The following is a 15,578-nucleotide window of genomic DNA, read 5'->3' as shown; positions in this document are numbered from 1 at the left end:
CCATGATGGACACGATCGCTTCACCCTGCGCCAAGCTCGACGGCATCGACCTGCACGCGCTGGCGGACCGTTTAGGCACGCCGCTGTATGTCTATTCGGCCAGTGCGATCCGCGAACGCATCGCTTCCCTGCGGTCGGCCCTGCACGGCACCGACCACCTGATCTGTTTCGCGGTCAAGGCGAACCCCAACCGCGGCGTGCTCGCCTTGATGCATGGGCAGGGCATCGGCGCGGATATCGTCTCGGCCGGCGAGCTGTGGCGTGCGCAGCAAGCGGGCATACCACCAGAGCACATCGTGTTTTCCGGCGTGGGCAAGACCGAGGCGGAGATCGCCGAAGCTCTGGAGGTCGGGGTCCTGCGTTTCAATGTGGAATCACACGACGAGCTGCTGGCCTTGCAGCGCGTGGCGCTGGCTCTGGGCATCAAGGCTCGTGCCGCCGTACGCATCAATCCCGACGTGGATGCGCTCACCCACGCCAAGATCTCCACGGGCCGCGCCGAGAACAAGTTCGGCGTGAGCATCGAAGAGGCTCGGCGCTGGTTTGCCAAACGCGACGAACTCAGCCATGTGCAACTCGATGGCCTGCATGTGCATATCGGATCGCAGATCCTCCAGCTGGAGCCATTTCGACAAGCCTTGCAGCGCGTGGCGGCTTTCTGGCGCGAACTGGTGGCGCAGGGGCATGCGATCAACAGCGTCGACGTGGGTGGTGGCCTGGGCGTTTGCTATCGCGAAGGCCACGATCACCCGATCGATGCAGCTGCCTATATCGAGGTGGTACGCGAAGCCCTGGCCGGCTTTGAAGGACGCCTGCTGTTCGAACCCGGCCGCTATCTGGTGGGCGAGGCCGGCCTGCTGCTGACGCGCGTGATCCGCCTCAAGCAGGGCGACGAGCGTACCTTCCTGGTGCTGGACGCCGCCATGAACGACTTGGCCCGGCCCAGCCTGTACGATGCATGGCACGACATCGCGCCGCTAGCCGGGGACGCACGCTCGATGACTTCTTACGACATCGTGGGACCGGTATGCGAAACCGGCGACACCTTTGCCAGGGCACGCGCCCTGCCCGCCTGCGTTCCCGGCGATCTGCTGATGATACGCACCGCCGGCGCCTACGGTGCCTCGATGGCCTCCACCTATAACTCGCGCCCGCTCGCCGCCGAAGTGATGGTGGATGCGGGACGCTACGCTGTCGTGCGAAAGCGCCAAAGTTACGAAGACATGGTCGCCGGCGAGCAGCCGGCCAAACACTGGGAAACCGCATGAAGACTCTTGGCTTACTCGGCGGCGCCACCGCGCTTGCACTCACGCTGGCCAGCGCTCCCGCCCGGTCGCAGCAGGATCCGCCGATCACCCTCGACACGCACGTGGATATTCCCTTTGGGTATATGCACGAGGCGCGCTTCGACTTCGGCAAGACGACGCCGATGCAGTTGGACCTCGACAAGATGCGCCGCGGTGGCCTGGACGCTGTGTTCTTCATCGTCTACGTGGACCAGGGCCCGCTGACGCCGGCCGGGTATGCGCATGCCGTGGCCCAGGCCAAGCGCAAGTACGACGCTATCGACCTGATGCTGAAGACCTATCCGGATCAGATCCGTCTTGCCACCACGCCGGAGCAGGTGCGTGCCAATAAGGCCGCAGGCAAGCTGTCGGCGATGATCGGCGTGGAAAACGGCTACTCGCTCGGCCACGACATCAGGAACCTCGACCTGGCCTATAAGCGCGGCGCGCGTTACGTCGGCCTCGCCCATATGGGCAACAACGACCTGTGCAGCAGCTCCACGCCGCAAGCGGACCTCGGCGACACCCCGCTGCCGGAATACGGCATCACCGATTTCGGCCGCAGCGTGGTCAAGCGCGAGAACGAGCTGGGCATCATGGTCGACGTGTCGCACTCCTCCGACGCCTGCGTGCGCGAGGTGCTCGCCTTGTCCACCGCGCCGGTGATCGCCTCGCATTCGTCGTCGCGCGCGCTGACCAACCATCCGCGCAATCTGTCGGATGATCTGCTGCGCGCCATCGCGGCCAAGGGCGGCGTGATCCATGCGGTGGCGGTGGGTGAATTCATCAAGCTCGATCCGGGCCGCGAGATGGCCATCAAAGCGCTGCAGGCACAAGTGGCCAAGCAGGCTGGTGCCAAGACTTTCGACAGCGAGAAGCACGAATACCTGCCCGCCTATATCGACGGCATGAAGCGCATCGATGCGGCCTTCCGGCCCGCAACAGTTGATGAGTACGTCGCGCACATCAAGCATATGGTTGAGGTGGCTGGCATCGATCACGTCGGCATCGCGTCGGACTTCGACGGTGGCGGCAGTCTCGCCGGGTGGTCGGACGCGACGCAGACGCGCAATCTCACGGCAGCACTGCATCGCGCCGGCTTCAGCGACGCGGACATCGCCAAGATCTGGGGTGGTAACTTGCTGCGTGTGTGGGATGAAGTGACCAATCACGCCACGGCGGGTCATGCGGGCTGAGCGTCTAATGCGGCGGTGGACGGTGGCGATAGCCTTTGCCCTCGCCACCAGTGTCGCCACGGCGGCCGACTCGCCGTCCGCCGCGCAGCTCGATCCGATCGTCGATGCGGTGATGGCGCGCTATCACCTCGCCGGCCTGGCGGTCGGCGTGATCGATCATGGCGAAGTGATCTATACGCGCACGCTGGGTGAACGCGTGGCCGGCTCCGGCCAGCCGGTCACGCCCGATACGCTGTTCAAGATCGCCTCCAACAGCAAGGCGATGACCGCCGCCCTGCTCGCCCGGCTCGTACAGGAAGGCAAACTGCGCTGGGATGCACCGGTGCGCAGCTACCTGCCTGATTTCCGCATGGCCGACCCCTGGGTCACCGTGCATATGCAGGTGGGCGATCTGCTCACCCATCGCAGCGGGCTGCGCGAGGGTGCCGGTGATCTGATGCTGTGGCCGGAACCCAACGACTTTACGCGCAAGGACATCGTGCATGCGCTGGCTTATCTCAAGCCGGCCTACAGTTTTCGCGCGGGCTACGCCTACGACAACCTGCTCTACGTCGTCGCCGGCGAAGTGGCCGCAGCCGCGGGTCATGATCGTTACGACGCCTTGCTGCGCCGCGAAGTGTTCCAGCCGCTCGGCCTCACACGTTGCCAGATTGGCGCATGGGGGCGGGACGGCGTGGGCAACGTCGCCCAGCCGCACATGCGCGAGCATGATCGCAACATCGTGATCAACGCCGACGACGCCGAGATTCCCGACATCACCTCGGCCGCTGCCGGTGGCGTGCGCTGCAGCCTTGCCGACATGCTGGTGTGGGCGCGCAACTGGGTCGCACCGACACCGCAGCAGCTGCAATGGCTGACGCCCGAACAGCGCCAGATTCTGTGGACGCCCTACACACCGATGCCGATCTCGGCCCGGCGTCGCGCCTGGGATGGCACGCGTCTCTATGCCTATGGTTATGGCTGGCGCATTGCCGACGTCGATGGCGTGCACACGGTGTCGCATACCGGCACGCTGTCCGGCATGTATTCGGCCATGACCTTGCTGCCCGATCGCCAGGCCGGTTTCGTCGTGCTGATGAACAGCGAGGCGGAGGACGCACGCACGGTGCTGGTCGAAGCGCTGACCAAGCAGTTCACCTCGCCCGCCGATGCGCACGATGTCAGTTGGTACGCCGACCAACTCGATCGCGCAGCGGCCACGTCCCGCAAGGCAGCTGCGCCGCCCGCCTCACAACCAGCCAAAGCGGACGAACTGCGCAGCCAGTGGGGCCAATGGCGCGATCCGTGGTTCGGCGCCATCACTTTGTGCCCGCAAGGCAAGGCACTGCGTTTCGCCGCAGCCAAGTCGCCGCGACTGACGGGTACGGTGATGCGCGCCGGCCAGCGTTACCTGGTGCACTGGGATCACGGGGACGCCGACGCATGGCTAAGTTTCCCCGCCGACAACCACGGCAGCCTGCACATGAGCAAGGTCGATCCCTCTGCGGACTTCAGCTACGACTTCGAAGATCTCGCCTTTCATCGGGAGCACGGCTGTGACTGAGCGCCCACGCTTTATGTCTGGATTGGCACTGCTCGCGCTCGTCGCACTCGCCCAGGCCGACGGTGCACCCAGGCTGTCGCCGGCAACCTCGGCGGCACAAGCGGGCCTGGTCGATATCCGTCAACTCGCGCCCGATATCGCCGAGGACATCAAGTACGCCGGCAGCGACAATTTCGTCGGCGCACCCGTGGATGGTTACCTCGCGCCCAAGTGCCTGCTGCTCAAGCCCGCCGCCGAAGCGCTGGCACGCGTGGAGCACGACCTGCATGCGCAACACCAGCGACTCAAGCTGTTTGACTGCTATCGCCCCGCGCGAGCCGTGCAGCATTTCGTGCGCTGGGCCGGCGACCTCAACGACCAGCGGACCAAGGCCACGCACTATCCGAAACTGGACAAGAGCGCGCTGCTGGGCGACTACATCGCACCGGTCTCCGGCCATAGCCGCGGCGCCACAGTGGATCTCACGCTGATGCAATGCGATGCCACCGACAGTCACTGCGCGCCGCTCGATATGGGTACCGATTTCGACTACTTCGGCACGCTGGCCAACACCGATTCACTGGAAGCCAATGCCGCGCAGCACGCCAACCGCGAGATCCTGAAGCGCGCGATGGAACGAGAAGGTTTCCGCAATTATGCGATGGAGTGGTGGCACTACACGCTGAGCCCCGAGCCCTCACCCGACACCGTCTACGACGTGCCGGTGCAATGACCGTCCCGCCAATGACGAGGCCAGCCATGATGCGCCAGTGGGTTTTCATGTGTGTCGCCGTTCTGCTCTGCTCCGGCGTGGTGCACGCGAGCGAGGTCGACGACTTGATGTTCCGCTACCAGGGCAACGGACCAGGTGCATCCCTGCTGGTGATCAAGGACGGCAAACTCTTGGTCAACCGCGGCTACGGCCTGGTCAACCTCGAGACACACGAGGCCGCCACGCCAGCTACCAATTATCGACTCGCTTCGGTCAGCAAACAGTTCACGGCGGCAGCGATCCTGTTGCTGGCCGAACGCGGCAAGCTCAGCCTGGACGATCATGTTCGTCACTGGCTACCGGAACTCCCCGCCGCACATGAGCCGATCACCATCCGGCAACTGCTCAGTCACGCCGGCGGCCTGATCGATTACGAAGATCTGATGCCCGCCGATGCCACCGCGCAGATCAGCGATGCCGACGTGCTGCGCATGCTTGCCGCGGAGCCACGCAGTTATTTTCCGCCGGGCACGGCGTATCGCTACAGCAATGGCGGCTACGTGCTGCTGGGCTTGATCGTTGAACGCGCATCGGGACGGCCCTTGCCCGATTTCCTCGCGCAGAACATCTTCCGGCCGCTGGGTATGACGCACACGTTGCTTTACGTGCGCGGCGGCCCTCAGGTCACGCATCGCGCCTACGGTTACAGCGAAGAGAACGGGCACTGGGTGCAAACCGACCAGAGTCCCACCAGCGCGACACGCGGCGATGGCGGCATCTACTCCTCCATCGACGATCTCGCGCGCTGGGATGCCGCGCTCTACGACCATCGCCTGCTGTCCGATGCATCGCGTCGTCTTGCCTTCAGTCCCCAGAACAAAATCAACGACGAGCCCGATGTGGACAGTTACGGCTACGGCTGGCGCATCCACGGCGACGTGCTCTGGCATTCGGGCGAGAGCATCGGCTTTCGCAACGTCATCATTCGCTGGCCGAAGCAGCACGTGACGGTGATCCTGCTCAGCAACCGCAACGATCCGGAACCCTATCGCACGGCGCTCGCCATCGGGCAGCTGTACCTGAAGCCTTGAATCAGGTGACGCTGCGCCACGGGTGGTAACCCGGCAAACGGTGGGTGTCCTGACTCGCCATAAGGACGCGGGTGGCGCCACCGCCGCGCGTGGCTTCGCGTTCGGCCAGCAGCGTGGCCAATTCCAGCGCATTGACCAGCACGCAACGCCGACCGACGGGCGAGCCGTCGCGCAACACACGCCAGCCCTCGCCCTGTTGGCGTGCGACCAGATATTCGATGATGGGGGCGTCCATGAAGAAACTCCGCGCCAGGCTCGCGCCTGCACTGTGGGTCGGGATTTCTACACGTTAGCCAGCACGCATCCGGCAAAACATCGGAATAATCCGAAAATGCCGGGGAGCCGGAGAGAATCCGGCTCCCTCAGGCAATCGCCGGTCAGTTGGCGGCGATGCCAGCCTGCTGCAGGGGCACGCAGGCATCGCCCGCGCACTCGATCTGCACGTCGCTGGACGCCGGACACTGCGATCGGAACATTGCCTTGCTCCCGTCGACCATCACCACATGGATGGCGCGATCGCATTGACGAGAGGCCGCCACGTTCTGCGCGGCGTTGAACATGCTCTTGCTCACGCGACCGTCGAGGCTGGCCAGGCCATCGGCCGTCGGCGTGGCATACGTCGCGCCCGGCACCGCGTTGACGCTCGGATAGGTCGAGGCCAGCGCATACGCCGAGGGCAGCACGATGGTGAGCTTGTCCGGATAGTGATGCGAGGCGCCGTCCGAGAAATCGATGGCCAGGCCGACGATGCCGCCAATGATCAGGTTGCCCCACACCATGCCGCGGATGCTGGCGTCGTAGGACTGCTGCGCGATCTGCTTGCCGTCCTGCTGGCAGGTCACGCTGAGATCGTGCGACGAGCGATGGACCACCGCCGTACCCGGCGTCGTCACGCGCACCTGGCCGGTGCCATTGCTCAGCGTGCAATCGGCATGGATGCTCTGGTTTGCCGCACGCGCATCCACTTCCACCTTCTGATAGCGGCCACCCACGATCGACGCGCACGCCGATACGCTCAAGGCGCACGCCATCACGACGGCCTTCTTCCCTAAATGCTTCATGTCATTCCCCTGACTTGGTCCCGCGCATTCCCAGACATCCCCCCTTGGACGTCCGTAGCGCTGGTTGAAACAGGTGGCGGTGATGCGCATCGCGTTCGTATTGCACGAACGCACTGTCAGACGACAGTTCGACGCAAGACAGTCAGCCCCCGTGACTGCGTCGCGCATTTTTATCGGAGAAGCGAATAAAAAACGAGGGGTTCGATATCTAACTTATGGCCGAGGCAGCGTCGGCGCAGCGAAGGCAATAACTTGCGATGTATAGGTTTCGACCACCAGGCTGAAGGGGCGATTGGCCTGATCGAACAACAGCGCACGGTGTTCGAGCACATGCGGCGGCATCACCAGTGAGGTGTTGTTCGCAGGCGGCAGCGTGGGCTTGCTTTCCCAGCCTTCGGGCAGCGGCGACCACAGCAATTGCGCGGACAAGGTCTGCCGGCGGAAGTGCAAGGCTTGCACCACCTTGCCGAACGGCGTGTCGGTGCTGTCGAGCTCGTGATTCATCGCATCGGTGAGGCGCGAGGGCACGTACCAGTTGTCTGCTTCGGACAGCACATGCTCGCCGCAGGCCAGTTGCACGCGGCGATAGCGCACGGGTTCGTCCGCGCCGATCTGCAGCTGGTTGCGCGCTTCCGGCGGCAGTGGCTTGTCTTGGCCCTGCACGCGTTCGGCGACGATCTTGGCCACGGGTGCGAGCTGATGCACGGCGCACCAGCGCTCCAGCGTGAGCGTGGCGCTGGGGTGGCTGAGCAACTCGGCATTGAGCGACTGCAACAGCGCCAGCGCCTCGAGACGCGAGGTGGCGTCGTCGCGCCAGGCCGGCGGCGTTCCTGGCTCGCGCGCATGCAGCGGCGCCACCAGCAGGCTGCTGCCCAAGCCCAGCGCGCAGGACCAGGCCGCTCCACGTCGTAGACGGCGCATGCTCAGAGACCCTTGGCTGCCTGGGCCACGGCGCGGAACAGCGCACGGCCCTTGCTCATGGTTTCTTCCCACTCCGATGCCGGATCGGAGTCGTACACGATGCCCGCGCCAGCCTGGACGTGTAGACGTCCATCCTGAATCACCGCCGTGCGGATCGCGATGGCGGTATCCGCATCGCCCCACCAGCCGATCCAGCCGATCGCTCCCGCGTAGATGTTGCGCTTGTACGGCTCCAGCTCCTGGATGATTTCCAGCGCGCGGATCTTGGGCGCGCCACTGAGCGTGCCGGCCGGGAAGGTCGCCTTGAGCACATCCATATAGCCGACATCGGGACGCACGCTGCCCTGCACCTGCGACACGATATGCATCACGTGCGAGTAGCGCTCGACCACGAACGATTCGCTCACTTCCACGCTGCCGGTTTCGCTGATGCGGCCGATGTCGTTGCGGCCCAGGTCGATCAGCATCACGTGCTCGGCGCGTTCCTTTGGATCGGCCAGCAGTTCGGCTTCCAGTGCCTGGTCTTCTTCCTCGGTGGCGCCGCGCTTGCGCGTGCCCGCGAGCGGACGCACGACCACCTTGCCATCCTTCAGGCGAGCGAGGATCTCCGGCGAGGAACCGACGATCTGCGTATTGCCCAGGTCGACGAAATACATGTACGGCGAGGGATTGAGCGCACGCAGTGCGCGATACACATCCACCGGCCGCGCGTTGAACCCCACGCTCAGGCGCTGCGACGGCACCACCTGGAAAATATCGCCGGCGCGGATGTATTCCTTCGCGCGCTCCACCATCGCCTCGAATTCCTCCCTGGTGAAGGAGGATTTGAAGTCGCCCTCGTCCAGCGCCGTGCTCTGGTTGAGCTGCGGGTAGGACACGCCGCTCTGGCGCAGGCGATAGACCAGCGCATCGAGCCGGCGCTGTGCTGCTGCATACGCATGTGGCTGCGACGGATCGGCATGCACGATCAGATACAGGCGGCCCTTGAGGTTGTCGAACACGGCCACTTCTTCGGCCAGCATCAGCAGCACGTCGGGCGTGCCCAGTTCGTCCGGGCGATCCCATTGGGCGAGGCGAGGCTCGATATAGCCGATCGTCTCGAAACCGAAGTAGCCCACCAGGCCGCCGGTGAAGGCGGGCAGTTGCGGCAGGCGCGGCACGTCGTATTGCTTGCGCAGGGTTTCGATCTCGCCCAGCGGATCGGCCACGTGGCGACGCTCGGTCACTTCGCCGGCGTCCTCCACTTCCAGCTCGTGGCCGCGAAAGCGGTACACGCGCCTGGCAGGCAGGCCGATGATGGAATAACGCCCCCAGGTGGCGCCGCCCTCGACCGATTCGAACAGGAAGGTATACGGGCCATCGGCCAGCTTCAGGTACACGGACAGTGGCGTGTCGAGGTCGGAAAACACCTCGCGCACCAGCGGGATACGGGTATGACCCTGCGCTGCCAGCGCGTCGAAATCGTCTCGGGATATCACGTGGGGATCCGGATGGCCAAGCTTGAACGGGCATTGTAGGGGTAGCGAGGCGGGGACCGAAGCATCCCTTCACGATTGCCCCACGTACGAGGGCCACGTGCCGCTTGTTCAGCCGCGCCAGCACGCCTAACCTTGCGGTATCGGTGCACATGGCTGCATCCGCAGGGGAAATCGATGGGTATGGACCAACGTTGCCTGGTACTTTCCGGTCGCCTGCTCGATGGGCAGGACCCTACCGCCGTGCACGAACGCATGGCTGCCGCCTTTGGGATGGAGATGGCGGGCTTCCGCGAACGCGTTTTCTCGCGGGCGCCCTTGATCATCCGCCGCGGCCTTGAGCCCGATGCGGCCGAGGCACAAGCGGCGCAACTGCGCGGCATGGGCGTGGAAGCGGACGTATGGCCCGACGGCGAACGGCTGATCTGGCTGCGCCGTGACCAGCAGGTACGTGGCCCGCTGCCCGAGGGTGCGCTGGCCCGCTATGCGCAAGAAGGCGACCAGTGGTGCCATGACGGCGGACAGAGCTGGTTCGCCTGGACGCCCGCATCGACCAGCGCGGAGCCGCCTCCGCTGCCTGCGCAGGAAGCTGCGATCGAATCCGATATACCGCCGGCAACCGAACCGTTGAGCGAGCCACTGCTGCTGGATGCCGAGCACAGCTATACCGCTCCGGAACCGCCGCCCCTGCCCACCGCTGCGACGCCGGCGCCGGTCCGCAAGCCTTTTTCCACCGCAGCGGTCTTTGCCGCCCTGTTCGCTTTGCTGGCACTGCTGTGGCATCCGCTTTCGCCGGTCGCGTTGTTGCTGGCGCTGTGCACTCTGGTCTATTTGTTTCCGCGTCCACTCCTGCGCGGGCGCGCGGTTGCAGTGGTGGCCGTGCTGGTCAGCATCGGGGCGCTCGCGCTGTGGATGCACAAGCCGGCGGCCACGCTGGCGGCGCAGCCGTATGTGCCGCGACCGCTGGAGCCGTTGTCGAAAAGCGCACCGGCCACCGTGGCCAGCAACCAATGCATGGCCAAGACCGCCGCGCCCAAGAACGACGAAGACCGCTTCCTGCTCACCGGCCAGCGCCTGCTCACCGGTCGCGCCCAGCGCAAGGGCGACACCTATGTGGCAGAAGCGGCCGTCTCGGTCGACGAGCAGTGCCAACCCAACGCATTGCAGCTCTATGTCTTCCACAACGGCGTCTTCATCGGCACGGCGCTGGACACAGCCACGCGCCTGGCCAATACCAAGCTGACCGATTTCGACCTGGTGGATGACCAGCACCTGCGCGTGACGCTCGCCGAGTGCACCGACAAGCCGGCCAGCTGCGCGGCCACCACGGTGCGGCAGATCGCGGTGATGCCGGGTGGTGGTGGGTGGACGTTGGGGGAGTTGAAGTAGCGCGAGGTTGTTGTATCTCGATGCCCTTTGGGAATCCCTCACTCTCTGTGGGAGCGCACCCTGTGCGCGACGGCCACCGACAGAGCGTCGCGCACAGGGTGCGCTCCCACAGGGGTCGTTTGCTTCGCTTCAGAGCCTTTGCCGCGGCATTCCATGCAGCTGCAGCGTAAACGCCACGCCGCTGCCGTCCTCCAGATTGCGCGCCACTGCCACGCCGCCGTGGCGCTCGGCGACCAGGCGCACCACGTACAGGCCCAAGCCCAGGTGCGGCGCATCGCCGGGCGTCGCCTTGTCGCGCAAGCTCACCAGTGAATCAAACAAACGCCCCTGCATGGCTGCCGGCAAGGGCGGCCCTTGATTGGCGAGCTCGATCTCGGCGCCATCGTGGGTGGCGCGCAAGGTGAGGCGCAGCCAACCATCTTCCGGCGTGAACGACAGCGCGTTGTCGAACAATTTGTCCAACGCCTGCGCGATCAATTCAGGTGCGCAATGCATGAACAGAGCGTCGTGCGGCAGTACCGCCTGCATCCTGCGCGTGCCCGCAAGCGGACGATAGGCCTCGCTGCATCCGCGCACGACCTCGACCAGATCCACGTCTTCCGGTTCGGCCGCGGCGATGGAGCGTTCCATCCGGCTGGCTTCGCTCATCGCACGCACGAGCATGCCCAGCCGTGCCACGCCATCGCGGGCGCGCTGAAGATACGGTGCCGCGTCCGGCGGCATCGCGTGTTCGGCTTGCAAGGCGTGCTCGAGGTTGTCCAGCGAGGATTTCACGATCGCCAGCGGCGTGTTCAATTCATGAGAAAGTTTGGACGCGAGCGTGCGCAGGTAATCGGTGTAACCACCCACGACTTCGAACAGCCGCTCGAAGCTGCGCGCCAGATCGCCGATCTCGTCTTCCGACGAGGTCATCGGGAATGGGCCGTCCAGACGTCCATCGTTCAACTGCGCGCGCTCGGCGGCGTCGCGCAGACGGCCAAGGCGAATGCTCAGGCGCGTGGCGAAGATCAGCAGGATCGCGCCCGCCACCAGCAGCACGCCAAAGCTGGTCAGCAACAGGCCAAGCAGTGCGCGGTTGGCGAGCAAGGGCACCGCGCGGCTGGCCTGCTCCAGCAGCAGCACGCCGCGCACCTGACCATCGCGTTCGATCGGCACGGCGGCCGCGAGCACCACACTGCCGCGGGCTTCGCCTTGTCGCCACAGCGTGGCCGGCTTGCCCAGGCTTGCTTCGTGCACCTCGCTCACATCCAGCCGCGGCACGTCCTGCGTCCACAACTCCGCGTCGTCCACCTGATTGGCGAGCAGGGAGCGATACACCAGCGAGGCAAACCAGCCCGGCTGATCGCCCGGCGCCGATGCAGGGGTGGCGAGGCGGCCGGTCTGCGCGAGCAGCCAGCCCTGGGGCGCGAGCACGCGCGCCTGCACGCCGTCGAGCGCGAGCAGGCCCAATTCCTTCGACAGCGCGCTGGAGTAAGTCACCAACGGGCGGCTCTGCACCGCCGCGGGATCGCCGCCGGTGGCCGGATCGAACACGGCCAGCCCCAGGGCATCCAGCCCGGGACTGCGCGGCACGCGCAATTCCACCCGATAACCGCCGCCGTCTTCCTGCCATTGCGCGGTGATGCGCGTGGGCAGGCCATCGACCGGCGGATCCAGCGGACGCGCAGTCAACTGTCCCGGCGCCGCGCTGGCCAGCAGGTAGCGTCGCGATTGATCGCCCTTGCCCAGGCTCAACACCAGATGATCGGCGCGCAAGGCGGTGGGATCGTCCGCATCGGCACGTGTGCGCTGCGCACCGCGCACATCGGCATACAGATAGAGCCAGTCGGCATCTTCGGCCAGCAGCAGCTTGCCGCGCTTGTCCAGCGGCTGGCTCCACGGCGTGAGCGGCGCCCAGTCGTCGCCGTAGCCGTCGATGGTGATGGGATTGCTCGCCTCCTGCACGTACCACACGGGACCTGCCGGCGGCAGCGGCGCATCGGTGACGACCAGGCTGCGCGCCATGGCGCGCGCCGAGGCGGTCAGCGCCTGCGCCTGGCCCTCACGCAACAGCGTTTCCATCTGGCGCACGTACAACCAGCCGGCCACCGGCAAGGCCAGCGTGCAGAGGGCGACCAGCAGCAGTTTGTGGCGAAGGTTCATGGCGCGACGATACTGAAAACGCCGCTCAATGCTGCGTCTTGGCAGCACCCTGCCCGGCCGACGCTTGCCTGGTGTATTGCGACAGCCCGGCCACGTGGCGGAACAAGGCGAGCAGGTCCGCCTTCTGTGCATCGTCATGCGCCAGCGTCATCGACCAGCTGAAACGGATGCCGCTGGCCAGGCCGGGATCGCAAAAGACCACCGCATCGTCCTTGTGGTCGCTGCCTTCGAACAGCACGCCGCGGCAGTTCACCGTCTTGTTGTCGACGGCGAACACGCTCGCCTTGCCGGCCGGATCGCGTTCCAGATAGCGATGCCTGTCGTCCTGCAATTCGGCCTCGAGCGAGGAGAGCTTGGCGTTCCAGACGTTGAGCACGATCACGCGCTCGGGCTCGCCGGTCCATTCGCCCTTGTACATCACCAGGTTCACGCCGATCGCCTTGGCGTACATGCAGCAGTCCTGCGTCCAGCCGTCAGGCGTGGACGCCCGAATCGTCCAGCCGGGAACGTCCCCATCCGCTGCGCCGGATACCCTCGCCACCTTGTCTGCAGGCGCGGCCTGCGCAATGGATACCAGCAGCAACAACGGCAGCCCCCAACACCAGCGCTTCATCACGGCTTCCATCGATAACCCACGCCATGCACCGTCTCGATGGCGTCGAACTCCGGCGCCACGGCGATGAACTTCTTGCGGATGCGCTTGATGTGCGAGGTGATGGTGGCGTCGTCCACCACCAACTCGGCCTCACGCATCAGCTGGTCGCGATTCTTCACGTGGCCGGGGAAACGCACCAGCGTGTGCACCATCCAGAACTCGGTGACGGTGAGCGGGATCTCTTCGTGGTTCCAGGTGATGCGCATGCGCTCGGACTCGAGCTTGAGCGGGCCGTGCTCGATCACCGTCTCGCTGCTGGCCGGCACCTTCAGCGACTCGATGCGGCGGAACAGCGCCGCGATGCGCGCCGCCAGCTGGTGCAGGCTGGTGTCCTTGCTCAGATAGTCGTCCGCGCCCAGGCGCAGGCCGGAGATCACGTCGAAATCCGAATCGCGCGCGGTGAGGAAGATGATCGGCAGCGTGGCCGACTTGGCGCGCAGTTCGCGGCACAGGTCAAAGCCGCCTTCGGGCTCGTCGCCCAGGCCGATGTCGATGATGACCAGCTCGGGCAGGCGCATCGCGAACGCGCTGGAGGCTTCCTGCCGCGAGCCGTAGCCACGCGTCTCATAGCCGAAGCGGTTGAGCGCTTCGACGTAATTCGCGCGGATCAGCGGCTCGTCTTCGACGATGGCGATACTGCGGCCCATGCTTCACTCCTGAGGATTCCCTGGCAACGCCGCGCAGCGTGAAGCCTGGGCCCAGGCCGCGCAAGCCATCGCCACGCAATGCCCGCGTTTCGCCATGTTGGGCCGGCTGGCCGCCACAGAAGGTGGGACCGGCGTCACGATCGGGCGTGGCCGCCCGAGGCCGGGCCGATCTTGCCCGCGTTTTGCCATATCCGGGTCCCGCCCTATGCCCTTGCCGGCCGCTCAATGGGCTCGTCCTTGCAGGAGTCCAGTGATGCGTCCCACCGATCAAGCCCATGTCGATCCCAACGCCGAATTGCGGGGTTTTGAGCCGCTTCGCGTGATCTTGGCACTCGGTGGGCTATTACTGGGCCTGGTCATGAGCCTGCACTGAGGAGACCCGCTATGAGCAGCGACTTCGACCTGAACGACCCCTTCTTTTCCTTACCCGTGGAAGCCATGGAAGCGGCTGGTGCGCATGGAAGCGCGCCGGCCGCCGGGGCGGACGAACCCGACCCCGACTGGCAACCCATGTAACCACCGTGTTCCCATCCTAGGCACGTTCCTTCCCCGCCCACCGGCGGGGATTTTTTTCTAGCGTTAACAAAGCGCTATCGAAAGATGATGACGTCTCGACGGGAACCAAATCGCAAAAACCCGGTCAGAAGTTCTGACGGTCGCGGATTCTTGCCGTGGATCAGCGGCCGTTGTGTGGTCTCCTCACACGTCGTTCCGACGAAACTTCTCCCGGCGTTAACAGCGCCGGGATTTTTCTGCCCGGAACCGCTGATCAGCCGCGCACGGCGGCCAGCTGCTGATGCATGGCCGCGATCACGGCCTGGTAGTCCGGCGCGTTGAAGATGGCCGAGCCGGCCACGAAGGTATCCGCGCCCGCCGCCGAAATTTCCCCGATATTCGCCGCCGTCACGCCGCCATCGATTTCCAGGCGGATCGGCCTGCCGCTTTCATCGATGCGACGGCGCACTTCACGCAGCTTGTCCAGCGCAGAGGGGATGAACTTCTGTCCGCCAAAGCCCGGGTTCACCGACATCAGCAGGATCAGGTCGAGCTTGTCCATCACATAGTCGAGCCAGTCCAGCGAGGTGGCCGGGTTGAACACCAGGCCTGCCTGGCAGCCGGAATCCTTGATCAGGCCCAGGGTGCGATCCACATGCTCGCTCGCTTCCGGATGGAAGCTGATCACGCTGGCGCCGGCCTTGGCGAAGTCCGGCACGATGCGATCGACCGGCTTGACCATCAGGTGCACGTCGATCGGCGCGGTGATGCCGTAGTCGCGCAGCGCCTTGAGCACCATCGGACCCATGGTGAGGTTGGGTACGTAGTGGTTGTCCATCACGTCGAAGTGCACCCAGTCCGCGCCAGCGGCCAGCGCCTTGGCGGTGTCCTCGCCCAGCCGGGCGAAGTCGGCGGAGAGGATGGACGGGGCGATGACGTTGGTTTGCTTGCTCATATTCGGTTTCCTGTAGGAGCGCACCTTGTGC

General features: G+C 65.3%; 15 protein-coding genes. 7 read left to right on the top strand and 8 right to left on the bottom strand.

All coding sequences use genetic code 11. The features are described 5' to 3' along the window. The first annotated feature begins 2 nt into the window (after positions 1-2). From lysA to AC1DE1_RS19325, 5 genes are read left to right on the top strand one after another with little or no spacing between them, the layout of a single operon-like run. A complete protein-coding gene (gene lysA / locus AC1DE1_RS19345) occupies positions 3-1,268 on the top strand; it encodes a diaminopimelate decarboxylase (protein ID WP_477179266.1) in 1,266 nt (421 codons plus the stop codon). Beyond that, complete coding sequence (locus AC1DE1_RS19340) at positions 1,265-2,482, top strand: dipeptidase (RefSeq protein WP_477175065.1); 1,218 nt, start codon at positions 1,265-1,267, stop codon at positions 2,480-2,482. The genes lysA and AC1DE1_RS19340 overlap by 4 nt, the downstream gene beginning before the upstream one ends. 7 nt (positions 2,483-2,489) lie before the next feature. Next, on the top strand, positions 2,490-4,025 hold the full coding sequence (locus AC1DE1_RS19335; protein WP_477175066.1) for a serine hydrolase: 1,536 nt from the start codon (positions 2,490-2,492) through the stop codon (positions 4,023-4,025). A 13-nt stretch (positions 4,026-4,038) separates the two neighbouring features. Continuing rightward, on the top strand, positions 4,039-4,737 hold the full coding sequence (locus AC1DE1_RS19330) for a M15 family metallopeptidase (protein WP_477179268.1): 699 nt from the start codon (positions 4,039-4,041) through the stop codon (positions 4,735-4,737). 47 nt (positions 4,738-4,784) lie between these two features. Further along, positions 4,785-5,807, top strand: coding sequence for a serine hydrolase domain-containing protein (locus AC1DE1_RS19325; protein ID WP_477175067.1), 1,023 nt, complete (start codon positions 4,785-4,787; stop codon positions 5,805-5,807). Position 5,808: 1 nt separating this feature from the next. Here the strand turns inward: AC1DE1_RS19325 and AC1DE1_RS19320 are convergent, their stop codons facing one another. The 4 genes from AC1DE1_RS19320 to trpE form a co-directional block, all read right to left on the bottom strand. Then, positions 5,809-6,042, bottom strand: coding sequence for a hypothetical protein (locus tag AC1DE1_RS19320; RefSeq protein WP_441605415.1), 234 nt, complete (start codon positions 6,040-6,042; stop codon positions 5,809-5,811). Positions 6,043-6,184: 142 nt separating this feature from the next. Then, entirely contained in the window at positions 6,185-6,868 is a 684-nt protein-coding gene (locus AC1DE1_RS19315) for a hypothetical protein (protein WP_477175068.1), read from the bottom strand. A 213-nt stretch (positions 6,869-7,081) separates the two neighbouring features. Next, on the bottom strand, positions 7,082-7,789 hold the full coding sequence (locus tag AC1DE1_RS19310; protein ID WP_477175069.1) for a hypothetical protein: 708 nt from the start codon (positions 7,787-7,789) through the stop codon (positions 7,082-7,084). A 2-nt stretch (positions 7,790-7,791) separates the two neighbouring features. Continuing rightward, positions 7,792-9,267, bottom strand: coding sequence for an anthranilate synthase component I (gene trpE / locus AC1DE1_RS19305; RefSeq protein WP_477175070.1), 1,476 nt, complete (start codon positions 9,265-9,267; stop codon positions 7,792-7,794). Positions 9,268-9,441: 174 nt separating this feature from the next. On the opposite strand from trpE, the gene AC1DE1_RS19300 reads away from it, so the two are divergent. Next, a complete protein-coding gene (locus AC1DE1_RS19300) occupies positions 9,442-10,653 on the top strand; it encodes a hypothetical protein (RefSeq protein WP_477175071.1) in 1,212 nt (403 codons plus the stop codon). Positions 10,654-10,782: 129 nt separating this feature from the next. On the opposite strand, the gene AC1DE1_RS19295 is transcribed toward AC1DE1_RS19300, so the two are convergent. From AC1DE1_RS19295 to pdsR, 3 genes are read right to left on the bottom strand one after another with little or no spacing between them, the layout of a single operon-like run. Beyond that, positions 10,783-12,795, bottom strand: a complete 2,013-nt coding sequence (locus AC1DE1_RS19295) for an ATP-binding protein (protein WP_477175072.1) — start codon at positions 12,793-12,795, stop codon at positions 10,783-10,785. A 25-nt stretch (positions 12,796-12,820) separates the two neighbouring features. Continuing rightward, complete coding sequence (locus AC1DE1_RS19290) at positions 12,821-13,408, bottom strand: hypothetical protein (RefSeq protein ID WP_477175073.1); 588 nt, start codon at positions 13,406-13,408, stop codon at positions 12,821-12,823. Then, on the bottom strand, positions 13,408-14,097 hold the full coding sequence (gene pdsR / locus AC1DE1_RS19285; RefSeq protein WP_046972653.1) for a proteobacterial dedicated sortase system response regulator: 690 nt from the start codon (positions 14,095-14,097) through the stop codon (positions 13,408-13,410). Before pdsR ends, AC1DE1_RS19290 begins: the two co-directional genes overlap by 1 nt. A gap of 384 nt (positions 14,098-14,481) precedes the next feature. Between pdsR and AC1DE1_RS19280 the strand changes: the two genes are divergently transcribed. Then, entirely contained in the window at positions 14,482-14,613 is a 132-nt protein-coding gene (locus AC1DE1_RS19280) for a hypothetical protein (protein ID WP_441605408.1), read from the top strand. A 253-nt stretch (positions 14,614-14,866) separates the two neighbouring features. Here AC1DE1_RS19280 and rpe read toward each other — a convergent pair whose 3' ends face one another. After that, entirely contained in the window at positions 14,867-15,547 is a 681-nt protein-coding gene (rpe, locus tag AC1DE1_RS19275; protein ID WP_477175074.1) for a ribulose-phosphate 3-epimerase, read from the bottom strand. Positions 15,548-15,578 lie beyond the last annotated feature (31 nt).

It is taken from the genome of Dyella sp. 05T440 (assembly GCF_056395965.1).
The sequence above is the reverse complement of the archived record's forward strand: the minus strand, read 5'-3'. Positions and strand labels throughout refer to the sequence as shown.